This window comes from Rhodococcoides navarretei, assembly GCF_038069675.1.
GTDB classification, from domain to species: Bacteria; Actinomycetota; Actinomycetes; order Mycobacteriales; family Mycobacteriaceae; genus Rhodococcoides; species Rhodococcoides navarretei.
Map to the genome: position 1 here is coordinate 220,157 of NZ_JBBPCN010000001.1, position 25,362 is coordinate 245,518.

Consider the following 25,362-nt stretch of genomic DNA (forward strand, 5'->3'; position numbering starts at 1 on the left):
GGATTTCGATCGATGACGCGTAATTCCCTGGCCAGAACTCTGTCGCTCGGTGTGATGGCTGTGGCGGCAAGCTCGCTGCTCGTGGCCTGCGGAAGCGACGACTCGACGGCCACCGGCGCTCCGACGAGCACCACCTCGGCCGCCGAGACGACGACCGAGGCGAGTTCGACGACGTCGGCGGCCGAGACCACCACCGCTGCGCCGACCACGAGTCCGGGGGAGGCGGCCACCGCGCCGCCCGAGCAGCCGCAGCCCGTTCCGGACGATTTCCCGGGTCCGACGGAAAGCCAGATCGACGACCGCGGTACGAGCTTCCTGGACGAGCTGAAGAAGCAGGGCGTCACCCCGGCGGGCAACGGTGACATCGCGGTGTCGACGGCCAATTACATCTGCGCCGCGCAAGCCCAGGGCGTCACGGCGGAGGAGATCTCGACGTTCGTCACTGCGAATGTCGGAGTGGAGGCCAGCGCCGCCGGAACGCAGATGAGTGAGACGCAGGCTCAGGAAACAGCCCAGACCTACATCACCGCCGCGCAGGCGACCTACTGCAGGCCGTAGAGATCCACGGTGATGGCCAAGCGTAAGCGCAGAATTCTTCCGGTGATCGCCGTTGCGGCGATCATCGGTCTGATCATCGTCGCCCTCTGGTACCTGCTCGCCGGACGGCTGCCGCAGGACCCGGGTGTGCCGGTGCCGCCGGGGCCCGAGGAGCCGACGTCACAACCGGCGGACTGCCCCGACGTCCAGGTCATCGCCATCCCCGGTACCTGGGAATCGTCGGCCACCGACGATCCGTACAACCCGACGGCCAATCCGCTGTCGTTGATGCTCAACGTCACTCGCCCGTTGCAGGAGCAGTTCCCCGGCTCGCGAGCCGACGTCTACACCGTGCCGTACGTGGCTCAGTTCTCGAACCCCATCGCACTGCCGCCGGACGGCCAGCAGTCCTACAACAACAGCCGCACCGAAGGCGAAGCCGTCGCCGTGCAGAAGATGTCCGATGTCAGCGCGCGGTGCCCGTTGAGCACTTTCGTCCTCGCCGGGTTCTCCCAGGGCGCAGTCATCGCCGGAGACATCGCGGCCGACATCGGCGCGGGCAACGGTCCCATCTCCGCCGATCGGGTTCTCGGGGTCACCCTCATCGCCGACGGTCGCCGCGACGGCGTCTCCGGTACCGATGTCGTCCCGCTCGACGGAGTCGGCGCCGAGGTCGCACTCGGCGGACTCGACCTGCCCGGTATCACCATGACGGGGCGTCGGGAAGGTGGCTTCGGTGCTCTCGACGACCGGACCAATCAGATCTGCGCTCCCGGCGACCTGATCTGCTCGTCACCGTCGGATGGATTGTCGCTCCGCAACATTCCGCAGAGCATCCAGATTCTGATCGGTGCTGCAGGCAACCCCGTTCATGCGTCGTACAACAGTTTCGTCGTCGACGGATCCGGTACGACGGCTACTCAGTGGACCGCTGCGTGGGCCGCCGGACTGATCGAGAACGCCCCGATGCCCGCGCATTCGTAAGCGACGACGCTTTATAACGGAAACGTCACAACGCAACGCATGGCGATCTGGTGCCGGGCACAAACCTGAGCCGGGAAACCCCCAGCCGGTGTGATCGACTCCGGCCAGCGGCTAGAGTGACGCCTTGGACCTGCGCAGATCAGCCCCGGCCGGGCTGCTCTCGCCGCCGAAACCAGACCGCTGCACACTTGCGAGGAGAGCAATAGATGAGTTCCGCCGAGGCCGCGACCGCAGGGCCGCGCAAATTTCGCTTCGCTGCAGGCGGAGAGGGAAATGCCGAGGAGGGCGGGGCTCGGAAGTTCATCAAGCTGGCGCAACAGGCCGAGGAACTGGGCTACGACAGCTTCATGATTCCCGACCACCTGGGCAACCAGGTCGGTCCCATCGCAGCGCTCGGAGCACTCGCCGTCGCCACCGACAAGATCCGGCTCGGCACGGCAGTCCTGGCCAACGGCTTCCGGCATCCCGCGGTGCTGGCCAAGGATGCGGCCACCATCGATGTGCTCTCGGGCGGGCGGCTCGAACTCGGTTTGGGTGCCGGTTGGATGCGTGAGGAGTACGACAAGGCGGGTATCACGTACGACCGCCCTGGTGTGCGCATCGAAAAGCTCGAGGAGACCCTCGAAATTCTCGACGTGCTGTTGCGCGGTCAGGAGTGCAACTTCGAGGGCAAGCACTACACGATCACCGGACTCAAGGGCAGCCCTCGGCCCCGGCAGGGTCCGCGTCCTCCCATCTGCATCGGCGGCGGCGGACCGAAGATGCTCGCCTTGGCGGCCAAGCACGCCGACATCATCTCCGTGGTGCCGAGCACCTCGAAGGAGGGCAAGCTTCTGCTGTCGGGCATGACCATCGAGAAGACCCTCGAGCGAGTCGAGCTGATCCGTGCGGCCGCGGGAGACCGGTTCGACGACATCGAACTGAACTGGGCGATCACTACGATCGTCGTCACCGACGATCGTGAGCAGATGGCCGAGATGGCGCTGGCGGCACTCGACAACGGCTACCCACCGAACGTGGACGTCGACGTCAAGCTGACCGTCGAGGACATTCTCTCGTCGCCGTACCTCGCATTCGGGACGTACGAGGAAATTGCCGATCAGATCCGTAACGTTCGCGCGCGAACCACGATGTCCTATGTCGGGGTTTTCCCTACTCAAATGGAAGCATTCGCGCCGGTTGTCGACTTGCTGAAAGGCGAGTGACGTAGGCGCGTGTCGGTACCATGTAGCTGGCCTTTCAAACCAGGTGCCAAACCGACACCGTAAGAGCTACTAGTCAGTAACATAAAACGCTGTTCGATGTCTGCATGCACGTAGCCGGTGGTGCGGGCCCAGGTCACGCAGGCTGTGTGGCAGCGGATTCGTGTCGGAGGAGATTGAAGTAATGAGCCACACGTTCGATGATTTCATCGATGAGAACGGCCACATCACCATCGGTGAAGGGCAGACGCTCGTCCGCCACGTCGAGGTGAACGTGCAAGAGAATTCCGACACGCTCGCGTACCGGTTCGTCGACTACTCCCGGGAACGTGACGGCGAAGCGCACGAGTTGACCTGGGCCGAGTTCGGCACGCGCCTCAAAGCTGTCGCGGCTCGCCTCCAGCAGGTCACCCAGCCCGGTGATCGAGTGGCCATCCTGGCACCGCAGGGTCTCGAGTACGTCATCGCCTTCTTCGGAGCGATCTACGCGGGCACCATCGCGGTCCCGCTGTTCGATCCCGACGAGCCCGGTCACACCGACCGCCTGCATGCCGTCCTCGGTGACTGCAAGCCGAGCGCCATCCTCACCGCGAGCAACTCGGCCGCAGGCGTGCGCGCCTTCTTCCGTGCACTGCCCGCCGCGGAACGCCCCAGGATCATCGCCGTCGACGCCGTCCCGGACAGTGTCGGCGAGACGTGGGTCGAGCCCAAGGCCCAGCTCGACGACATCGCCTACCTGCAGTACACGTCCGGTTCGACCCGGACCCCGGCCGGCGTCGAGATCACGCACCGCGCCGTCGGCGTCAATGCGCTGCAGATGGTCGACAGCATGGAGATCAACCACGACTCCCGCGGCGTCACCTGGCTGCCGATGTTCCACGACATGGGCCTGCTCACCGTCATCCTCCCGGCGCTCGGCGGCAAGTACATCACCATCATGAGCCCGCGCGCCTTCGTGCAGCGGCCCTGGCGCTGGATCAAGGAACTCGCCGCAGTCTCCGACGGCGCAGGCACCTTCGCGGCAGCGCCGAACTTCGCGTTCGAGCACGCCGCCCAACGTGGTCTGCCCAAGAACGGCGAGGCCCTCGACCTGTCCAACGTCATCGGACTGATCAACGGCAGTGAGCCCGTCACCACGTCGTCGATGAAGAAGTTCAACGAGGCATTCGGCCCGTACGGTCTGCCGAAGTCCGCGATCAAGCCGTCCTACGGCATGGCCGAGGCGACGCTGTTCGTGTCCACCAGCAAGCACTCCGACGAGGCCAAGGTCGTCTACGTCGATCGCGTCGAGCTCAACGCGGGCAACTTCGTGGTCGTCGCCCCCGATGCTCCCGGAGCCATCCCACAGGTGTCCACCGGAACGGTCGCCCGCAGTCAGTGGGCCGCCATCGTCGATTCCGAGACGGCCACCGAGGTTGCGGACGAGCACGTCGGCGAGATCTGGTTGCACGGCGAGAACATCGGCAAGGGCTATTGGGGCCGCGACACCGAGACCTCGGAGACGTTCCACAACAAGCTCGTCCACCGCAATGCCGAGGGCTCGCATGCAGACGGTGCTCCCGAGGGTGGCAATTGGATGCGTACCGGCGACTTCGGCGTCTATCACGACGGCGAGCTCTACATCACCGGCCGCGTCAAGGACCTCGTCATCGTCGACGGCCGCAATCACTACCCGCAGGACCTCGAGTTCTCGGCCCAGGAAGCAAGCAAGGCCTTGCGCCCCGGCTTCGTCGCTGCCTTCGCCGTCCCGCTCAACCAGCTCCCCGACATCGTGTTCGAGTTCAGTGGAGCAGCCCTGACCAAGGACTCGGACGACAGCTCCGAGCAGCTCGTCATCGTGGCAGAGCGCGCTCCCGGCTCCGGTAAGGCAGATCCGGCTCCGATCGCCGACGAGGTACGCACGGCAGTATCGGCACGGCACGGCGTCACCGTGCGCGACGTCCTGCTCGTCCCGGCCGGCTCCATTCCGCGTACGTCGAGCGGCAAGATCGCCCGACGCGCATGCAAGGCCGCCTACATCGAGGGCACGCTGCGCGGCGGGTACCAGCAGACGGCCTTCCCGGACGCCGAACTGCCCGACTGATCTCTGGGCCTCCCGTTCCTTCGATACATAGCTTGGTGAGTAATGGCTGAACAAGAGACAGACAAGATTCAGAGTGCCGACGGGACGGACCTCACGGTCGCCCAGCTGCGGGATTGGCTACGCAACTGGGTTGCGGACGCGACCGGGCAACCGGCGTCGGCCATCTCCGACGACCGTCCGATGGAGGAATTCGGTCTGTCCTCTCGCGATGCCGTCGCACTGAGCGGTGAGATCGAGGAGCTAGTGGGGGTCACGCTGACCGCCACCGTCGTCTACCAGCACCCCACCATCGCCTCGCTGGCCAAGATCATCATCGAGGGCGAACCCGACGAGCCGGTCGGCACCGTCGACGACGCCTTCTACACCAGCGGCGGGCAGTCGGGCGACGCCCACGATGTCGCGATCGTGGGCCTGTCGTCCCGGTTCCCGGGCACCGGACAGACTCCCGAGGAAATGTGGTCGCTGCTCATCGAGGGCCGCGACGGCATCACCGACCTGCCCGAGGGTCGGTGGAAGGAATTCACCTCCGATCCCGTCATCGCCGCGGCCGTCGAGGCGACGGTCACCAAGGGCGGCTACCTCGACGACGTCAAGACCTTCGACGCCGAGTTCTTCGCGATGTCGCCCAACGAGGTCGTCAACGTCGATCCGCAGCAGCGGCTCGCGCTGGAACTGACCTGGGAAGCGTTGGAGCACGCGCACATTCCGGCCAGCTCGATCAAGGGCCGTCAGGTGGGCGTGTTCATCGGCAGCTCGTCGAACGACTACCAGCTCATCGCCGTCAGCGACCCGGCCGTGCACCCGTACGCCCTCACCGGCACCTCCACCGCCATCGTCGCCAACCGCGTCTCGTACTTCTACGACTTCCGTGGACCGTCCATCGCCGTCGACACCGCGTGCTCGTCGTCGTTGGTCGCCGTGCACCAGGCGGTGCGCAGTCTGCGTACCGGCGAATCCGATCTCGCCGTTGCCGGTGGCGTCAACATGCTGCTCGCGCCGCCCATCACCGTCGGCTTCGGTCAGACGGGTGTGCTTGCGCCCGACGGCCGCATCAAGGCCTTCTCCTCCGACGCGAACGGCATGATCCGCTCCGAGGGTGGTGGACTCGTCGTGCTCAAGCGACTGGAGGACGCCGAACGTGACGGTGATCAGGTGCTCGCCGTCATCGCCGGATCCGCGATCAACCAAGACGGCCGCTCCAACGGACTGCTCGCGCCGAACCCGGACGCACAGGCCGACGCGCTGCGATTCGCCTACCGCGACGCCGGTATCAACCCGTCGGGCGTGGACTACATCGAAGCTCACGGCACCGGAACCATTCTCGGTGACCCGATCGAGGCCGATGCTCTCGGACGCGTGGTCGGCCGGGGCCGCGACGCCGACAAACCAGCCCTGCTGGGATCGGCGAAGACCAACTTCGGACACCTCGAATCTGCCGCAGGCGCAGCAGGTTTGATCAAGGTCGTCCTCGCGATGCAGCAGAACAAGCTCCCCGCTTCGCTGAACTACGTGGGCCCCAACCCGTACATCGACTTCGACAAGGCCCACCTGAAGGTGATCCCGGAGGCCACCGACTGGCCGCGCTACACCGGCAAGGCCGTCGCAGGAGTCTCCGGCTTCGGATTCGGTGGCACCAACGCGCACGTCGTGGTGCGCGAGTACGTCCCGGGCGAGACCTCGGCCGAATTCGACCCCGCTGCAGTGGATCCCGAGGCCGCCGTGGTGGAGGGCATCTACGAGGAACAACTCGATTCCGAGACGACCAGCCCGGTCGCCGAGGCCGAGACCATCCTGGCCGAGTCCGAAAGTGGGCCGGAGACAGTAGTTCTCGCAGTGTCCGCGGCTCTGCCGTCGCGTCGTAAGCGCGCCGCATCGGAACTGGCCGACTGGCTCGAGACCGAAGAGGGCAGCACGACGCCCCTCGTCGACGTGGGCCGCACGTTGGCCCGCCGCAACCACGGGCGTTCGCGCGCAGTGGTTCTCGCATCCACCACCGCCGAGGCCATCGCCGGCCTTCGCGCCATCGCCGCCGGCAAGCCGGGCCCTGGCGTGTTCTCCGCCGATTCACCCGCGTCCAACGGCGCGGTGTGGGTGTTCTCCGGCTTCGGCTCGCAGCACCGCAAGATGGCCTCGCGGCTGTACCGCACCAACACCGTGTTCGCCGCCGAGGTGGACAAGGTGGACGAGCTGCTCGTCGACGAGGCCGGCTACTCCATCCGCGACATCATCCTCGACGACTCGCAGACCTACGAGTTCGAGAACTCCCAGGTCGCCATCTTCGTCATCCAGATCGCCTTGGCCGCAACGCTTCGCGCACACGGTGCCGAGCCGTCGGCCGTCATCGGACACTCGATGGGTGAGGTCGCGGCAGCGTACGTCGCCGGAGGCCTGAACCTCGAAGACGCCGTCCGCATCATCTACGCCCGCTCGCGCCTGCTGGCCGAGGGCCAGGACGGACTCGGACCGGCATCGCAGGGTGCTATGGCTCTGGTCGAGTACACCCCGGACGAGGTCAAGACACTCACCGACCAGTTCCCCAATGTCGAGCCCTGCGTCTACGCCGCACCGACGCACACCACCGTCGGTGGACCGCGCGCCGAGGTCGAGGCCCTCGTCGAGATGGCCGAGGCCGCAGGCAAGATGGCCCGTCTGCTCGACGTCAAGGGAGCAGGCCACACCGCGGCCGTCGACGTCCTGCTCGGTGAGCTGGCCGCCGAACTCGCCGGAATCGAACCCACCACACTCACTGCCGGGGTCTACTCGTCGGTCGATCGTGAGGCCCACTATCGCGTCGGGCATGCGGCGATCCATGGCGTCGACTACTGGACGAAGGGTATGCGTCACCCGGTCTGGTTCACGCAGGCCGTCAATGTTGCTGTGGGAGATGGCCACACGACGTTCGTCGAGCTCGCTCCGAACCCCGTCGCGTTGATGTCGGTGGCCGCCACGGCATGGGCTGCAGGCGTCGCCGATTCGACTCTGATTCCGACGCTCAAGCGCAAGGAAGACGAGTCCGAGACCTTCCTCGCCGCTCTGGCGCAGCTCTACGTCCACGGACACGCACTGGAACTGGCGACCCTGTTCGAGTCCGGACCGTACGCGCCGATTCCGCGAACTGCATACCTGCGCAAGGAGTTCTGGCTCAATTCGCAGGTCAGCTCCAGCGGCAATGCACGAGTTCCCGGTGCACGAGTCGCCCTGCCTGATGGCCGCCACGTGTGGGAAGTTCAGGCCTCGGCCGTCGCCGATTTCGATGCACTGGTCACGGCCGCCGCATCGCAGGTGTTCTCCGATGTGGCACTGGGTGTTTCGGTGTCCCATGCGGCCGTGCCGAAGGTCGGCACGGTTGTCACCACGTTGACCTCGCACCTCGGTGGCGCGTCGGTTCAGGTGCACGCACACGAGGGTTCGGCCTTCACGCTGCTGCACGAGGCCGTCGTCACCTCCGGTGATGTGCGTCCGGAACCCGTTGTGGCCGTGGAGCAGCAGAGTTCGTCGCCGATGGAAGAGCTGCCCGAGGTCGTCGAGACGTTCGGTGATCGCTGGGATCCCAACGGCAACCAGAAGCTCGAAGACCGCCTGGCGATCATCGTCGCCGAGTCGATGGGCTACGCACCCGAGGATCTTCCGCCGGAGGTTCCACTGATCGAGCTGGGTCTCGATTCGCTCAGCGCCGTCCGCATCAAGAACCGGGTGGAGTACGAATTCGACATTCCCACAGTGCAATTGCAGGCCGTGCGTGACGCGAACCTGCGTGAGGTGGAGAAGTACCTGCGCTACGCGATCGAGAACCGCGACGAGGTGCAGGCGCTGGCAGACAAGCAGGCAGCGGAGAAAGCGGCCGAGCAAGCCGCCGAGCAGGCGGCCGTCGAGGCTGCACCGGTTCAGGCGACTGCTCCGGTTGCCGAGGAAGCGCCCGCAGTCGCTGCACCGGCTCCGGCCGCCGCAGCGCAGACCGACCTGGGCGGCAAGGAAGCGTTCGCCGAGGCCGCCGGTTCCGATGTGCCCCCGCGCGACAACGCCGAGCGGATGACGTTCGCGACATGGGCGGTGGTGACGAAGGAATCGGCCAAGGGCATCTTCAACACCCTGCCGATCCTCGACGACGAGACGGCCGAGAAGCTGGCCGCCCGTCTGACCGAGCGGGCCGGCGGCGAAATCACCTTCGACGACGTGTTGGATTCGGAAACCATCGAGCAGTTGGCCGACAAGGTGCGCCCGCACCTCGAAGACGGTGAGATCGACGGCGTCGTACGCAACCTGCGTGCTCGGCCCGAAGGATCCACCGCCACACCGGTGTTCGCGTTTCACTCGGCGGGTAGCTCCACCGTCGCCTACGAGCCGCTGCTGCGGAAGCTGCCGGCAGGCACTCCGATGTACGGACTGGAGCGCGTCGAAGGCCCCATCGCCGTGCGAGCCGCGGAGTACGTGCCGCTGATCAAGGCGATCCAGCCCGAGGGGCCGTACGTGTTCGTCGGCTGGTCGCTCGGCGGCATCCTCGCCTACGAGGTGGCACGTCAGATGGAAGAGGAAGGTATCGAGGTCGCCTACGTCGGGCTGCTCGATACCGTCATGCCCGGCACTGCGATTCCCGATACCAAGGACGAAGTCCGTAAGCGCTGGGAGCGGTACGCGGCGTTCGCGAAGAAGACGTACAACGTCGACTACCCGATCCCGTACGACAAGTTGGTCGACTCCGACGACGAGGGCCAGATTCGGATCATCACCGATCTGGTCAAGCTCAGTGGGGCTAAGATTCCCGGCGGCATCATCGAGCATCAGCGGACGTCGTGGCTCGACAATCGGGCTATCCAGACGGCCGAGCTCAAGGAGTACGGCGGACACGTGACGCTGTACCTGGCCGACAAGTACCACGACGATGCGATCGCTCTCGAGCCTGCGTACGCCACCCGCGAAGAGCACGGTGGTTGGGGACCGGTGGTGAAGGACCTCGAGATCGTGTACGTCGGAGGCGATCACCTCGCCGTCGTCGACGAGCCGTACATTGGAAAAATTGCGGCCCATTTGTCGAAGACGCTCGAGAACATCGAGTCTGCAAGAACCGGAGCGTAGATCTTGAGTGGCACCACTGCGGAGAAGTTGGCCGAACTACGGGCGAGGCTCGAACTGGCCAAGGAACCGGCCGGCGAGATCGGGATAGCGAAGCGTGCGAAGAAGGGCATTCCCAGTGCTCGCGATCGCGTCAATTCGTTGCTCGATCCCGGCAGCTTCGTCGAGATCGGCGCATTGGTGAAGGCCCCGAACGATCCCGGTGCTCTGTACAGCGACGGCGTCGTCACCGGCCACGGAACCGTCGACGGCCGTCCGATCGCCGTGTTCTCGCACGATCAGACCGTGTTCGGTGGCACCGTCGGCGAGATGTTCGGCCGCAAGGTCGCCGGCATCATGGACTTCGCGATCAAGATGGGCTGCCCGGTCGTCGGCATCAACGACTCCGGTGGAGCTCGTGTGCAGGACGCTGTCACCTCCCTCGCGTGGTACGCCGAACTGGGCCGACGCCACGAAGCGCTGTCCGGCCTGTGCCCGCAGATCTCGCTGATCCTCGGTAAGTGCGCCGGTGGCGCGGTGTACGCACCGATCAACACCGACATCGTCGTCGCCACCGAAGAGGCGTACATGTTCGTCACCGGACCGGACGTCATCAAGTCCGTCACCGGTGAGGACGTCAGCCTCGACGAACTGGGCAGTGCCCGCGTCCAGGCCATCAACGGCAACGTGCACCACGTCGCTGCCGACGAGAAGGCCGCGTTCGACTGGATCCGGAACTACCTGAGCTACATGCCGTCGAGCTGCCAGGAAGAAGCACCGGTGATCAACCCGGGGCTCGAGCCGGAGATCACCGAATCCGACCGCAAGCTCGACTCGTTCATGCCCGACGCCGACAACGCCGGCTACGACATGCACGACATCATCCTGCGCATCTTCGACGACGGTGAATTCCACGAACTGTCCGGCCAGACGGCACCGAACGTCATCACCGGCTTCGCCCGCGTCGACGGTCGGCCGGTGGGAATCGTCGGCAATCAGCCGATGCATCTGTCCGGGGCACTCGACGCCAAGGCAGCAGACAAATGCGCTCGGTTCATCCGTCTCAGCGATGCCTACAACATCCCGATCATCTTTCTCGTCGACACACCCGGCTTCCTGCCCGGCGTCGATCAGGAAACCCTCGGCGTCATCCATCGCGGTGGTCGCTTCATCTTCTCGTTCGTCGAAGCGACGGTGCCGAAACTGACTGTCGTGATTCGCAAGTCCTACGGCGGCGGATACGCGGTGATGGGCTCCAAGCAGCTCGGATCCGACATCAACCTCGCCTGGCCGACGGCTCGCATCGCCGTCATGGGTGCCGAAGGTGCCATCAACATCATGAGTCGCAAGCAACTCGCCGAGGCGGGCGAGAACGCTCCGGCCCTGCGCAAGCAGCTCATCAACTTCTACAACGAGCATGTCGCAACACCCTGGATCGCCGCCGAGCGTGGCTACATCGATGCGGTCATCGAGCCGTCGAGCACCCGCCTCGAAATCCGCAAGGCCCTGCACATTCTGAAGGACAAGGAAGTGCACAAGAGTCCGCGTAAGCACTCGTTGCTCCCCATCTAGAGAACTGAACTTCGGCGGTCCTTCGTCCCTCGGGGGTCGCTTCGCTCCCGTTCGCGTCAATGGACCACTGCACCGGTCAGACGTATGCGATGGTTCATTCACGTGCGGGCGTCGCCTGCGTCGATGGACCACTGCACCGGTCAGACGTGTCCGATGGTCCATTCACGCGGTCGATTCGCGCGGAAGCATCACGACATCCGGTCGAGGTCTGGCGAGAGCATGTTGGTAGTTCATCCGTAAGTCGTCGAGCACCTGTGTCGGCCGATCGCGGATGTCTTGCGGTGAATGGGATACGACGATCAGACCGTGGGCCTGCATTCGGTTACGTCGGGCTTGGGTCCGCTGGTAGTCGGCCGGTGACAGATGATGGGCCACGGAATCGATTTCACGTGCCAGCGCCACGGTGTCGATCCACCCGTCGGTATTGGCGATGAACTCTCCGTTGCGGGCGTAGATGTCGCAGTTGTGAGTCATCGAAGGCAGTCCGCTGGTTCTGTACAGGCGTTGGTCTTCGAGTTCCGCCACCGAGTGCGCGTTGTCCCGCAACTCGAGAAGTACACGGCGGGTGAGCGCGCTGTAGCGGCGCGGCCCTTCGGCCAATTCGGCGGCGATCTCGTCGATGGTCACGCCGTCTCGTTGGAGCACCTCGGTCAGCAGGGCGACGCACCGTGCCTCGGATTTCGCGGCTCGCGTGGCGTCGACAAGTGAACGCACCAAAGGAGCAACTCGGATGCTGCCCTTGGTGATCGACTCGGGAAGCCGCCATGTCCGCTCTGCTCGGACGAATGACACCGATGCCCGACGCATCTCCGCGGGTAGCAGCAGATGAACCTCCCCGGCGGATCCGTTGGCCCCGTATCCGAACGAATCGAGTCCGACGCAGCCGGTGATCATGCTCGTCGCTCCGCCGTATGCGAGCGCCGCGGCCGAGCGCTCGAGCGTCGACGGATGTCCGTTGCGCAGCAGTACGACTCCCGGTAGCAACCGCTGCCACGGACCGCCGGCTGCGCACCTGCCGTCGATCGCAGCGTCGCTGACGCCCGCCTCGCGAAGCTGCCGTCGCGTCACGACGCCGGTCGAGCTCAGGTCGAACAATGATTCTGCGTTCCACAGTCGTCTTTTCATGCCCGAAGAGTGGAATTCGACACCGACACGTTCGTCGTGTTTCGACGCTGTCTCAGGATGTCTGTGGATGGACGGCGAGTCTGTGGATGGATTGGCTGTGACCAGTCTCGAGCCGGACGACGCTGTCGGACTCGGATGCTAAGGGCGGCCGATGGAGTCCGATAGCGTCCGCGAGCGAAGCCCTACGGCAGCGTGAATGGACCATCTACGCGCTCAGACGTATGCAACGGTCCATTGACCCACTACAGGCCGAGACGTGGATGGACCCTTGCACGGTCGAGACGTGTGCAAGGGTCCATTGACGCGGCGGGGGCGGGCGATCAGTCCTCGAATACTCGCAATTGGCCGTCTTGATAGAAGCCCGATCGGGTCACTTCGTTGGTGTCGAGTTCAGCGGGCACAGCGCTCGGGTAGTACTGCTCGTAGCGCTCCAACGAACCCCAGTCCCTCGCCCAGTCGTTTTCGAGGTAGGTGGGGATGGTGACGGGCTTGGCGAGCAGTTCGGACCAGCCGAGGGGGCCGCCGTTCTCGCCGGATTGCCAGGTGTCGGTGGAGCTGACGGCGAGTGGGCGGTCGGGGAGGATGCGGTATTCGGGTACCTCGGCGACGCCGTATCGGTGGTCGAAGGGTCGCTGGCACGGGAACTGCAGTCCGACGGCCCAGTCGAGCAGCACGGGCTGATCACTGCCGATGAGGGAGTTCAGGGTCTCCATCACCGGCACCCGTGGCGGGGTGAACGCGAGCCATTGGTCGCCGGTGAGGTTGGGGTCGTTGGCGACGATGCGGACGGCGTCGGCGTCGGGTCCGATGTCCGCCAACGGGATTCGGAGGTTGCGCCACGAGGGTGCGGGTCCGATGTCGCGGGGCAGGTAGGTGCCCTGGGCCTGGACGCTGCCGTCGGGCTGACGCTTGCCGTATTCGAGCAGCAGGGACTGTCCGTAGGTGAGGGCTCCGGTGTCGTCGTAGGACCAGATGCGGCCGGCTGCGGAGAAGACGACCAGGGGAGCATCGTCGCTACGAGCGGGTAGTTGGTACCAGCTCGACGTCGCCTCCGCGGGCTCCTGGATGCCCTCCTGGTACGAGCCGAGTACCGGTGTGGTGGCCGGGTCGAGTCCGAAGGGCAGGGCGGCGGACGAGCCGTTGACACCGACTTCGCCGGTGCCTCCTGCGGTTCCGGAGCTCTGGCCTTCCTCGAAGGCGGGTCCGACGGCTTGTTGGTCGGTGTTGCCCTGTCCTGGTTTGACTTCCACGGCGTCGGCGCTGAGGTCACTAGGCACGCCGTTGGCAGTGAAGTTGCGCAGGGTGGAGCTCGATCCGCCGAGGGGGCCTGCGACGGGGTCGAACTCCTCCGGCAGTGGGCTCAGTACACCCGCGTTGGGGTTCGGCTCGACGAGCACGTCGTTGGCCAGTCCGCACGAATTGCCGAGGACGGACTGCACATTCGAGCGGGCGAGCGAGTAGGCGGGGTACTGGGAGACGGCTCCCTTGACGAGCGAGAGCACCTCGAACAGCACCATGATTCCGGCGATGACGGTCAGCGGCGCAGCGGCGAACTTTCGGATTCGCTTGCCGCGCGCGGACGTCGGCTTCGGTTGTGCCGGAGCGTATCCCTCGCGGAGGTACTGGAACGCCGCGACGGCGAGGACCAGTCCGAAGAGGATGAGGAACAGGGTGCCCGATTCGTTGCCGCTCAGCGACACCGTCTTGTCGAACCACGGCACGCCGTAGCTCGAGACGTACCAGTAGCCGTTGATGCCCGAGAACGACAGTGCGAGAACGAACATGAGCCCCGCTGCGAACAACGACCGGTTGCGTCGCGAACGCAGGGCGCTGGCCGAGACGGCGACGGCCGTCAACGCGGCCAGGCCACCGGCGATTCCGGCGTAGGAACCGAAGTGGTGAGTCCACTTGGTGGGGTTGAACATCATGAAGAAGATGGTGCCGAGGACGACGCCGAGGAGCCGCCACGCCGGTCCGTTCGAGATGCCGGGGATGCGTCGGCGGCGAAGCAGCACGAACAGCGTCGTGAACAGGCACAGGATCATCGTCAGGAACGCGAAGCGGCGTGCGACCGAGCCGTCGACGGTCTGGACGAAGAGGTAGTAGTAACGCAGGAAGTCCTGGTACCAGGCCTCGTTGGGGCCGATGATGGTGCGGACTCGGGTGGACTCGATGACCGTCGCGTACGTCTGGTCGGCGAAGACGACGACGAGTACCAGTACGCCTGCCGCAGCCAACGGTGCGAGCATCGCGAGGGTGCCGACCTGGCGGTGGCGTCGGACGACGATGCGTGCGATGGGGCGAGCCCCCGCGAGAAGTGCTGCCACACACATCAATCCGGTCGGCGCTGCGGCGAGGGTGAAGGCTCCGATGAGACATGCTGCGGCGGCGGGGAGCAGTCGGCCGGTGGCGATCGATCGTTCCACCGAGCACCAGGTGAGCAATGCGCCGAGGGCGACGATCGGTTCGGGACGCAGACCGTTGTTGTACGGCAGCCAGAACGCGAGGAACACCAGTCCGCCGGTCCACAGGGCGACGTTGGATTTGCGGACGGCGCGGCCGAGGCGTGGCACCACCTCACGGCTGATCACCATCCAGCAGAGGACGCCTGCGATGAGGGCGGGCAGCCGCATCCATGGGCTGGCGGTCGAGATTTTGGCGAAGACTGCGAGTACGTCGTAGTACCAGCCGAACGGGGCCTCGGGGACGCCGAACCAGCGGAAGTAGTTGGCCATGTAGCCGGAGTGGTCCGCGGCGCGGGCCATCGTGAGCAGGTAGCCGTCGTCGGAGGTGTTCGCGCCGACGAAGTGCCAGCCCACCAGCACGCCGAGGACGGTGACGTCGACGCCGGTGAACTTCCACCAGTGGGAGGGGAAGAAGCGGCGGTGCGCGCGGCCGTCGGTGCCGTCGAGCCGGCCGAGAGCGCCGATTGCCAACAGGGTGCACGCGATCGCGAGGATCATGATCAGAGATTTGAGCAGCGTCGGCGTCGACGAGAAGCGGGAGTCGACGTCGACGGTCACGGACATGTCGGCCGGAGCCGCGCCGCTGAGATCGCTGAAGATGCCGACGACCTGGGGGCGCAGGTCGCCGTCGAGCCTGCCCTGCAGAGGCTGGCCGTCGTCGTCGGTCAGTCCGGTGAAGGCCGCCGAGGTGTACTCGTCGTTCGAGGTGATCTCGATGGCCGCGCAGCGGGTGCTCTGGACGTCGGCGCGAGGTGCCGTCGCGACGACGACGTTTCGGTCGAGAACATCCACGTTCGCTTCGCCGACGCGAACGAACAGACTGTTCAGTGCCGCGCCTTCACCCTGCGGGGGAGCCGTCGCCAGCAACAGCCCGCCCGACGCGGGGAGCGAGGCGACGGCAGAGCACGGGAGGGTCGCAGTCAGGCTCAGAGGTGCCTGGGACACCAGAGGAGCGTTCACGTCCTGCAGGAGCCCGTTCTGGGGCCATTCGATGGTGGCGGTGGTCTGGGTGACGGGTGCAAACGGAGTGATCAGCGCGAACAGCACGCCGAGCACGCCGGCCACCATGGCGATCAGCCGGGGAACTCGCACCTGAGCACGAAGTTCGTCCGAGGCTCGCAGCGGAGCGGGGACGGGCGGACCAGCTGATGAATCTGTCACGACGTCGGGCACGAGAGTCGATGTTAGGCGAGCGTGACGAAGAGGTCACACAGGCACCGTCCCCGGGAATAATCCTGAAACCAGGCGATCAGTCGGTTTTCATCGGTCCGTCGCTGGCCAATCCGGACCGAGTCTGCTGCTCGACGGTGATCTCGGCCGTCGTCGCGTCAGGATCGAGTGGCATGTATCTCTCGATCGATCCCCAATCTCGGGCATAGTCGTCGGCGAGGTACGACGGCAGTGTCTGCGCACCGAGCAGCAGTTCGGTCCAACCGAGCGGGCCGCCGCCGATGGAGTCCTGCCAGGCATTGGTGGATTCGGCACCGGTGCGGTCGGGCAGAATCCGGTACTCCGGTACCTCGGCGACGCCGTCGCGATGATCGAACGGGCGCTGGCACGGAAACGCGAGTCCGACGGCCCAGTCCAGCAACACCGGATCGGTCGATCCGACCAACGAGTTCAGCGTCTGTGTCTTCGGCACGCGCGGCGGGGTGACGGCGAGCCATTGATCGCCGGCCAGGTCGTTGTCCTCGGCGACGATACGCACGACGTCCGCGTCGGCAGGCAGGTCGTTCATCGGGACCCGCAGGTTGCGCCACGACGGCGACGGACCGATGTCGAGTGGGGTGATCCGTCCCAGCGCGAGCACGTCATCGCCGTCGCGGCGTCCGTATTCCAGTTCGACGCGTTGGCCTTCGGTGACGATGCCGTCCTTGTCCACCGAGCGGATGCGGCCGGCGGCGGCGATGGCGATCAGGTCGCCCTCGTCAGGCAGCGAATACCAACCGGAGGTCAGGGATGCAGGCTCGGTGGCTCCGAAGCTGCCGAGTACCGGTGTGGTGCTCGGATCGAGTCCGAACGGCAGAGCGACCGCGCTGCCGTTGATTCCGACGTTCTCGTTGGTTCCACCGGAGGTGCCCGCCGAGTTCGACGAGGTGGCCGCCGCACTCTGTTCGGAGTCCTCGGGGCGGATCGAGTTGGCGCTGCCCTGCGCGGTGTCCTCGGAGTCTGCCGTCAGGTCTCGGGCGACACCGTCGGGGGTGAATCCGGTATTTCCACCGGCACCCAATGCGTCGGCTGCGGGATCGATCGGTTGCAGGACCGAGCCGTTGACATCGGTTTCCACCTGTACGTCGCCGGCGAGTCCGCACGAGTTTCCGGCGAGGGCGGAGAAGTTCGAGCGTGCGATGGAGTACGCCGGATACTGTGCCACAGCGCCTTTGACGAACGAGAGCACCTCGAAGGCGACGACCCCGCCGGCGACGATGGTCAGCGCGGACGGCGCGAAGCGTCGACGCGTGGTGGGTTCTTTTCTGCGATAAGGCAATCGGACGTGCTGATAGGCGGCGTAGAGCAACGTCAGCACCGTCAGTCCGAGCAGGATCGTCGAAAAGCCCTTTCCGGCAACGGACGGCGGTTTGTCGAACCACGGAATCCCGTAGCTCGAGACGTACCACCACCCGTTGGAGCTGGTGAATGCCACCGCCGTCAGGAACAGGACAGCGGCGGTGAACAGCGTTCTGTTGCGCGGAGATCGGACGGTCGCCGCGGTCACGGCCACGGCAGCCAACGCGGCCAACGACGCCGCGAGACCGGCGTACACACCGAAGTGGTGGGTCCACTTGGTGGGCGTGAACATCATCAGAGCCAGTGCGCCCAGGATGATTCCGAGGATCCGACGCGACGGCCCCGTGGCGGTACCAGGGATGCGTCCGTTCTTGCGGAGCATCACCGCGATGCACACGACGATGCACAGCAGCATCGCGAACATGCCGAATCGTCGGGCGAGCGAGCCGTCGGGCGAGATGGTCATCAACGCGTCCCAGCGGACGCGTTCCTCGAACCACGGCACGTTCGGTCCGATGGCCGAGCGCACGCGCGTCGCTTCGAGGACTGTGCTCAGAGTCTGGTCGGCGAAGATCGCGATCAGCACCGCCAGTCCCGACGCGACCAGCGGCGCGAGAACGGCGAGCAGTCCCACCTGGCGAGCACGCTTGACCACGATCATCACCAGTGGGCGCAGGCCGGCGAGCAGGGCGGCGACGGCGATCAACCCGGTGGGTCCGGCGGCGAGCGAGAACGCGGCGATCAGGGTGCCGACGGCGGCGGGCAGCAGTCGTCCGGTGGCGATGGCGCGTTCGATCGAGCACCACGTGAGGAGTGCGCCGAGGGCGATGACCGGCTCGGGGCGCAGGCCGTTGTCGTAGGGCAGCCAGAAGGCGAGGAACACGAATCCCGCGGTCCACAGCGCGACCCGGTTGGTCACGACCGCGCGGCCCAGGCGGGGGATGACCTCGCGGCTGATCACCAGCCAGCACAGCAGCGCCGCGATGGTGGCGGGCAGGCGCATCCAGATGCTGGCGGTGCTGACCTTGGCGAGGGCGGCGAGCATGTCGTAGTACGGCATGCCGAACGGTGCTTCGGGGACGCCGAACCAGCGGAAGTAGTTGGCCATGTAGCCGGCGTTCTCGGAGACGCGGGCCATGTTGAGCAGGTAGCCGTCGTCGGAGGTGTTCGCGCCGATGAAGTGCCACAGCACCAGCACGCCCACCACGACGGCGTCGACGCCGGTGATGGACTTCCAACGCGAGGGGAGGAATCGGCGGTGGCGTCGACCGTCCATGCTGTCGAGGCGATGGAGCGCGAACAGAGAGGCGACGACGGCGAGCGCGCCGACGATCATCGCCAGCAACTTAACCGTGGTGGGGCTGGAGGAATAGCGCGAGTCGATGTCGGCGCGCACGTTCAGGCCGTCGACCGGTGCCGTGAGGTCGGTGTAGACGCCGACGACCTGCGGCCGGATGTCGCCCTCCACGGTGTTCGCCTCGCCGGCCAAGTCGACGACCGTGCTGGTGGCGTTCGAGGACACCGTCAGTGCGCAGTCGTCGGACAGCTCGGACACGGGAACCTCGGCGAGGACACGATCACGCAGCAGCACCTGCAGTTGGCCGTCGTCGACCCGCACGATCAATGCCCTCTGCTCGGTCTTCGCAGCTGCGATGGGTGCGGTGGAGATCAGCGTGCCGCCGTCGGTGAGAGCAGTGGCCGCGCTGCACGGCACGGTCGCTTCGAGGTCGACGGGCGAGTAGCTCACCAGCGGGGCGTTGACGCTGCCGAACGAGCTCTGCGGCCACGAGAGGGTCGCGACGTCCTGCTGAATCGGCAGCAGGGGAGTCGCGATGGCCAGAATCGCCCCGATGATGCCGGTGACGATCGCTACCAGTCGGGCGGTCTTCGGATTCGGAGCGGTCTCGGGCACGCCGACGATGCTAGGGGACGAGCGTCCGCACATCCCACACCCACACGCCGCCGGTGTAGCTCGGCTGCACGCCGAGGAGATCGGTGACGGTGGTGCGCAGGGCTATGGTGTTCTTGCTCGGCGGCAGCACCACGACGTCGGCCTCCCAGAAGGCCATGTCCTGCGCAGCCTGACTGCGCTGATCCGTGGTGATCTCGGGGACGTTGCCCGAGTCGTAGACCGAGCCGAGCAGCAACGCCGTCGGACGGTCGACGGCCCCGTACTTGGCGACCTTGTCTTCTTTGTCGCTCGGTCCGACGAAGTATCCGGCGGCGAGCCTGAAGCCCATGTCGGCGTCCATCTGCCAGCGCAGCGGGCGCGCGTCCTCGGGCCGTGGCAGGGGAACGGTGACGACGGAACCGTCGTCGACGTAGTTCTCCCAGTCGCCGTCGGCGAAGAACTGCGGGGTCGGGGTCTTGTCGACGGCAAGAAGCGGTGTCGGGATCAGTGGCACGAGGGCGAGTGCGAGTCCGGCGATCCAGAACGCAGGCAGCGGGCGAAGTCCGTTGCGAACGGTGCGGTCGGTGGCCAGAACGAGCAGCAGGGCCAGGGCGGGCACCGCGCCCAACGCGAAGCGGGTCTCGAGCACGGACTCGACGAGTGGGTACTCGGCGAGCTTCGTCCACGGCAGCGTGATGCCGGTGTCGTCCTTGCCGATCACCAGCGTTGCACCGAGCGAGAGCACGCTCATGACGATCGCGGTCGCGGCGGCAGCGCGGGCGCACGCGACGCGCCACATCCACACCGCTGCCACGAGGCACAGCACCAGCAGCGGCCAACCGAAGTACGCGTTCTCCTCGGTGGCGTTGATGCGGACGTTCTGCCCCGGCGTCGCCTCGCCGCCGAGGGATTGCGTCGGGAATTGGAACAGGGCCTTGGCGTCGTTGCCCATCGGTCCGTGTTCGAGGAACGAGTACGACTGCGGGCCGAAGAACTGCCACCACAGCGGAAATGCGACGAGCGTCAACGCGATACCGGCCGACACCGCGAGTCGGGGAACGGCGTTGCGGACGGCGGGCCACAGCGAACGCGGGCGCGACAGGTAGTAGACGACGGCGAAAATAGCGAACGACATCGCGAAGATCAGCAGGGGTTCTTCACCGAGCAGGATCTGCAGCGCGACGATCAGGCCCAGTCCGACGGTGTTCTTGGTGGTTCCGCCGCCGTGGGCGATGCGCGTGACCAGCATGGCGATGACCGGAAGCAGGAACAGCACCACGAAATTGGGGTGGCCGTTGGCGTGGGAGATTGCGCCGGGTGCGAAGCCGCACAGCGCACCGCCCATGGCAGCGGCACCCTTGGACGCGTTGAGCTGACGAGAGAACAGCCAGTACCACGCGAACGCGGTGCCGGCCAGGCCGACGGTGAGGGCAATCGCCCAGGTCACGGTGGGCCCGAAGAGCAACGTGATCGGGGCTAACGGGATGGAGATACCGAACATCGCCGTGTTCGCCATCAGATTCACCCCGAGCGGGTAGTTCTGCAGGTCGCTCCACAGCGGGTTGTCCAGTGAAGCAACCGAATGCGCGGCGACGGAGAAGAACCACTCCCACATCGTCTGGTCCTGGCCGCTGTTGTAGAGGTAGCCGCCACTGAGATTGCGCCACTGGCCTTGCAGGACATACACGGCGGCGATCAGAAATCCGACGGCCGCAACGACGTCACCACGTCCGACGCCGGAGTGTCGAGCCGGTGCCGTAGTCGGCTGCCGCTCGAGAACGCTCTGGTCGTGGGTGGTCATCGCGTCGAGGTTACAGAAAGATCACGATGGGCGAAAACTCGAACGACCTGGGTCACACGGTGAGGATCGATGGCTCCCGGCAATACGAGCGGGCCGACATACAACCTACTTGATCAATTCCGCGCGTTCGATTGTGGAATGCTCGGCGATTTTCTTCTTGCTGTTCATGAAATCGCGCGGGCGGTTGATGCAGTCTGCGGCGATGAGTTGGCTGCTGCGGAGGTAGTAGCAGGTGAAGTCGCGATCGCGCTCCGGGTCGCCGTCGATGACGACCTCGTCGTATCCGGTGCCCAGTCCGGCGATCTGAAGCTTGAGGTCGTACTGGTCGGACCAGAACCACGGAAGCGCGGTGATGGTGGCGGACCCTCCGGTCATGGTCGATGCCGCCACCTTCGCGTGTTCGATTGCGGCGGAGACGCATTCGAGGCGAGCGCGTCGGGAGTAGCGTGGAACGTCGTAGGAGGCGCAGTCACCGGCGGCGACGATGTCGGGATCGTTGGTGCGTGCCCGATCATCGATGACGATGCCGTTCTCGACGGTGATTCCTGCTGATTCGGCGAGTTCGGTGTTGGGCACGATGCCCACTCCGATGACGACCAGATCTGCCGGTAGCGTGTCTCCGCCCGCCAGCACGACCTCGCGCACATGGCTGTCTCCGCGGAACTCCTCCACGAGAGCCCGCGTTCGAATGTCTACGCCCGCCTCGCGGTGGATTCGGGTGAAGAACTCCGAGACCACCGGTGCGGTGACGCGTTCGAGAACTCGCTCCGCAGCCTCGACGACGGTGACGTCGAGACCCGATGCCCGGAGGGACGCTGCGGTTTCCAAACCGATGTAACCGCCACCGACGACGACTACCCGTGTGCCCGGCGTCGCGGCCGAGCGTAGCGATGCGGAGTCGGCGGCGGTGCGCAGGTAGTGAATGCCCGCCAAATCTGCTCCGGGAGTTGTCAATCGGCGAGTTCGCGCGCCGGTGCACAGGGCGAGCTTGCTGTACGACTGCGTGACTCCGGTATCGAATGTGACCGTGCGAGCCTCCCGATCGATGCTGGTCACCGAACCATCGACCAGCTCGATGTTCTGTTTGTCGTAGAAATCCGCTCCGCGGATGGCCATGGCCTCGAGGGTCGAGGTGCCGGCCAGATACGCCTTCGACAAGGGAGGCCGCTGGTAGGGCAATGTCCCCTCGTCACCGATGAGAACTATGTCCCCCGCCCACTTCTCGCGTCGCAGATGTGCGGCGAGCTGAGCGCCGGCGTGGCTGGCGCCGACGATCACCGCGCGCTCGGCGCTCACTTAAGCCTGCTGCTTCGGGGTGAGGGTGACCATCATCTTGGAAATGCCTCTCACGAAGTTCGACTGCACGTACTCGGGCTTCCCGACCACCTCGATGTTCTCGAACCTGGTCAGAAGTTCTTCCCAGAGGATTCGGAGTTGCATCTCGGCGAGTCTGTTGCCCATGCACCGGTGCACGCCGAACCCGAATGCGATGTGATTGCGTGCGTTCTTGCGGTCGATGATGAAGTCGTCCGGCCGATCGAACACGCGCTCGTCACGGTTGCCGGAGGCGTACCACATGACCACCTTGTCGCCCTTGCGGATGAACTGGCCGTTCAGGATCGTGTCTTCCTTCGCGATCCTGCGCATGTAGGCCAGCGGGGTCTGCCAGCGGATGATCTCGGACACCATGCCTGGTACGAGATCGGGATTCGCCTTCAGCTTCTCGAACTGGTCGGGAAACTCGTTGAGCGCCAACACTCCACCGCTCATCGAGTTACGTGTGGTGTCGTTACCGCCGACGATGAGCAGCGTGAGATTTCCCAGGAACTCCAGCGGCCGGTCGATGAGGTCCTTCGTGTCGTCGTTGGCTTGCAGCAACGAGATCAGGTCGAAGCCGGGCTCTTCTCCTGCTGCTTTCCGAGCGGCCTTGTCGTGCCAGAGAGCGCTCAGCCCCTTGGCCGCGTCGACCATGGCACCGAATACCTCGTCGTTGTCCGAGGGGCCACCGTTGGTCTGTTCCATTGCCGTCGCCAGGTCCGACCACTCCACGAGCTTGTGTCGCTGCTCGTACGGGAAATCGAGCAACGTCGCCAACATCCGCGCCGTGAGTTCGACGGACACCGTGCGAACCCAGTCGAACGGCTGGTTCACGGGAAGGTCGTCGAGGACTTCCTGAACCCGCGACCGGATCAGGTCCTCCATCTCGCGGAGGTTCTTCGGGGCCACCACCCCTTGGACCGCGGCGCGCTGAGAGTCGTGACGCGGGGGGTCCATCGCGATGAACATGGCGATATCCATGAAGCGCGGGGGCTTGCCGATGATGATGAACGGCTCCGCCGAGAACACCTTGTGGTTCTTGTCGACAGCGATGATGTCCGCATGCCGGGTGACGGACCAGAAAGGCCCGAACGGGCTGTTCGGCTGGAAGTGCACCGGCGCTTCGTTGCGGACGCGCTCGAAGTACGACTTCCAGAGTCCCTGGCGGTACAGAAACGGGTTACTCAGGTCGATATCGGCGAGATCGACGTCGTCGACCGGCGGTATGGGGGTCTCGGTGAACATGACCTGGCCGTCGGTGCGGGTCACGATCCGGCGCGTCTTGTCGTAGAGGTGCGCGCCGCGGATCTGCAGTTCCATCGGGATGATGGATCTCGCGGTGGTCGCGACGGTGTCGGCGATACTCATTGTTCTCTCCTCCGGTCCGCAGGTCAGATCTGGAATTCGGGAACGCGGACCGTCAAGCCGTCCCAGGATTCGCGCGCGGTCATCTGGCACGACAGCCGAGATGTCGGTTCACGCTCGGGGTTCATGGCGAGCATGTCTTCCTCGACCTCGTCGTTGGTGCCGACGACGTCGCTCCATGCCTCGTCGACAACGACGTGACAGGTTCCGCAGGCTGCTTCGCCGCCGCAGTCCCCGTCGATACCCGGGATGTTGTTGTCGACGGCAATCTGCATGAGGGATGTGCCCTCGGTCAGCGGTGCCTCGTGCTTCTCGCCGTCGTGCGTGACAAAGGTGACGTTGGCCATGGTGTTCTCCTCGCTGAGTAACTGTGTTCCAAGTCTCTCTGCGACGGGCTTTCCGAACCAGGCTCGAACGCGTCGATTTGTTGTTAATTTGGCTCACGTGGGAGTCGAGGAGTCCGGAGTGCCCCCGCTCGCCTTCGCGCAGCTGCTCGGTAGCGGCGCGCTGGGCGAGCGGGCCGAGGCGGCGTTCCGACGCATCTTGGTGCGTGACGGCGTCAGCATGACGGAGCTGATCACCCGCGACGGCCAGGTGCCGCTGCGGTGGTTTCGGGAGGTGTACCCGGAACTCGACCGCCAACTGGGGTTCCGGCTCGGCGCGACGTTCGCGCGATACGTGCAGCCCACGTCGTTCGGCCGTCTCAGTCTTCCGCTGATCAGTGCCGGATCGGTGGCAGAGATGGTCGAGTTGCTGGAGTTCCTACCTCTGATCTCCACGGCTCTCGCCGTGCACATCCACCACACCGATCGAGGGTTGACCATCGGACTCGCCGGGCGCACGGGGGACGACGGGCTCGACAGCATTGCTGTCGCGTACGCCGGTTCGTGCCTTCTTCGTTTGATCGGCATGCTCGCCGGATCCGCGCACGCGGTCGAACTTCACCTCGATATCCCGACGCCGGTGCGGGATACGCTCGACGACGACGAGATCCGGCGGATCGTGTTCGATGCGCCGTCACCGTTCGTCTTCGTGCCTGCGGCCATCCTCGCCGAGGCATGCCGGTTCTCCGATTCGGTGTCGTATCAACTCGGGATCGCGGAACTGAAGAAGGCTGTCGACGGCCGTCGCGCGAAGTCGTACACGGACACCGTGCGCGCGCTGTTCGACACCGACCGCGACTGCACGAACAGTGCGCACTGTGCACGGAGAATGGCCATCTCGACCAGTTCCCTCAAACGGAAGCTCGGCAACGAGGGAACCACGTTCCGTGCGGTGCGCCAGGCGTTCCTTCAGGAGCGCGCGACCGTCCGTCTGCTCGACAGTTCGGTGACGGTAGGGGAGATCGCCGCCGAACTCGGCTACAGCGACGTCGCCAGTTTCTCGCACGCCTTCACACGATGGACCGGACGCTCACCGAGGGAATTTCGATCTCACACCGCATCACCGAGGTAGTGCGTTCG

At 65.5% G+C, this 25,362-nt stretch carries 14 protein-coding genes; 7 read left to right on the forward strand and 7 right to left on the reverse strand.

Translation table 11 applies throughout. From position 1 onward, the window contains the following. Positions 1 to 12: 12 nt before the first annotated feature. From AABD04_RS01155 to AABD04_RS01180, 6 genes are all read left to right on the forward strand, one after another. On the forward strand, positions 13 to 558 hold the full coding sequence (locus AABD04_RS01155; protein ID WP_341439918.1) for a DUF732 domain-containing protein: 546 nt from the start codon (positions 13 to 15) through the stop codon (positions 556 to 558). Between the two features lie 12 nt (positions 559 to 570). Further along, positions 571 to 1,521, forward strand: coding sequence for a cutinase family protein (locus AABD04_RS01160; protein WP_341442920.1), 951 nt, complete (start codon positions 571 to 573; stop codon positions 1,519 to 1,521). A gap of 206 nt (positions 1,522 to 1,727) precedes the next feature. Beyond that, positions 1,728 to 2,726, forward strand: a complete 999-nt coding sequence (locus tag AABD04_RS01165) for an LLM class F420-dependent oxidoreductase (RefSeq protein ID WP_094671286.1) — start codon at positions 1,728 to 1,730, stop codon at positions 2,724 to 2,726. Positions 2,727 to 2,907: 181 nt separating this feature from the next. Continuing rightward, positions 2,908 to 4,806 (forward strand): long-chain-fatty-acid--AMP ligase FadD32, encoded by a 1,899-nt coding sequence (gene fadD32, locus AABD04_RS01170; RefSeq protein ID WP_341439919.1) that lies wholly within the window; start codon positions 2,908 to 2,910, stop codon positions 4,804 to 4,806. A 42-nt stretch (positions 4,807 to 4,848) separates the two neighbouring features. Then, positions 4,849 to 9,879, forward strand: a complete 5,031-nt coding sequence (gene pks13, locus AABD04_RS01175) for a polyketide synthase Pks13 (protein ID WP_341439920.1) — start codon at positions 4,849 to 4,851, stop codon at positions 9,877 to 9,879. 3 nt (positions 9,880 to 9,882) lie between these two features. After that, entirely contained in the window at positions 9,883 to 11,427 is a 1,545-nt protein-coding gene (locus tag AABD04_RS01180) for an acyl-CoA carboxylase subunit beta (RefSeq protein ID WP_243595890.1), read from the forward strand. Between the two features lie 162 nt (positions 11,428 to 11,589). Here AABD04_RS01180 and AABD04_RS01185 read toward each other — a convergent pair whose 3' ends face one another. The 7 genes from AABD04_RS01185 to AABD04_RS01215 form a co-directional block, all read right to left on the reverse strand. After that, on the reverse strand, positions 11,590 to 12,552 hold the full coding sequence (locus AABD04_RS01185) for a hypothetical protein (protein ID WP_341439921.1): 963 nt from the start codon (positions 12,550 to 12,552) through the stop codon (positions 11,590 to 11,592). Positions 12,553 to 12,872: 320 nt separating this feature from the next. Next, on the reverse strand, positions 12,873 to 16,190 hold the full coding sequence (locus tag AABD04_RS01190; protein WP_423228106.1) for an arabinosyltransferase domain-containing protein: 3,318 nt from the start codon (positions 16,188 to 16,190) through the stop codon (positions 12,873 to 12,875). A gap of 76 nt (positions 16,191 to 16,266) precedes the next feature. Next, positions 16,267 to 19,437 carry an arabinosyltransferase domain-containing protein gene (locus AABD04_RS01195; RefSeq protein ID WP_341439922.1) on the reverse strand — a complete coding sequence of 1,057 codons (3,171 nt, stop codon included), beginning with the start codon at positions 19,435 to 19,437 and terminating at the stop codon, positions 16,267 to 16,269. Positions 19,438 to 19,447: 10 nt separating this feature from the next. After that, positions 19,448 to 21,217 carry a glycosyl transferase gene (locus AABD04_RS01200; protein ID WP_341439923.1) on the reverse strand — a complete coding sequence of 590 codons (1,770 nt, stop codon included), beginning with the start codon at positions 21,215 to 21,217 and terminating at the stop codon, positions 19,448 to 19,450. A gap of 105 nt (positions 21,218 to 21,322) precedes the next feature. Further along, positions 21,323 to 22,513, reverse strand: coding sequence for an NAD(P)/FAD-dependent oxidoreductase (locus tag AABD04_RS01205; RefSeq protein ID WP_341439924.1), 1,191 nt, complete (start codon positions 22,511 to 22,513; stop codon positions 21,323 to 21,325). Beyond that, complete coding sequence (locus tag AABD04_RS01210; protein WP_341439925.1) at positions 22,514 to 23,902, reverse strand: cytochrome P450; 1,389 nt, start codon at positions 23,900 to 23,902, stop codon at positions 22,514 to 22,516. 23 nt (positions 23,903 to 23,925) lie between these two features. Next, positions 23,926 to 24,246: a 2Fe-2S iron-sulfur cluster-binding protein gene (locus AABD04_RS01215; RefSeq protein ID WP_317532900.1), complete on the reverse strand. Its 321-nt coding sequence runs from the start codon at positions 24,244 to 24,246 to the stop codon at positions 23,926 to 23,928. A 97-nt stretch (positions 24,247 to 24,343) separates the two neighbouring features. Between AABD04_RS01215 and AABD04_RS01220 the strand changes: the two genes are divergently transcribed. Next, complete coding sequence (locus tag AABD04_RS01220; RefSeq protein WP_243595897.1) at positions 24,344 to 25,354, forward strand: helix-turn-helix domain-containing protein; 1,011 nt, start codon at positions 24,344 to 24,346, stop codon at positions 25,352 to 25,354. The last annotated feature ends 8 nt before the right edge of the window (positions 25,355 to 25,362 follow it).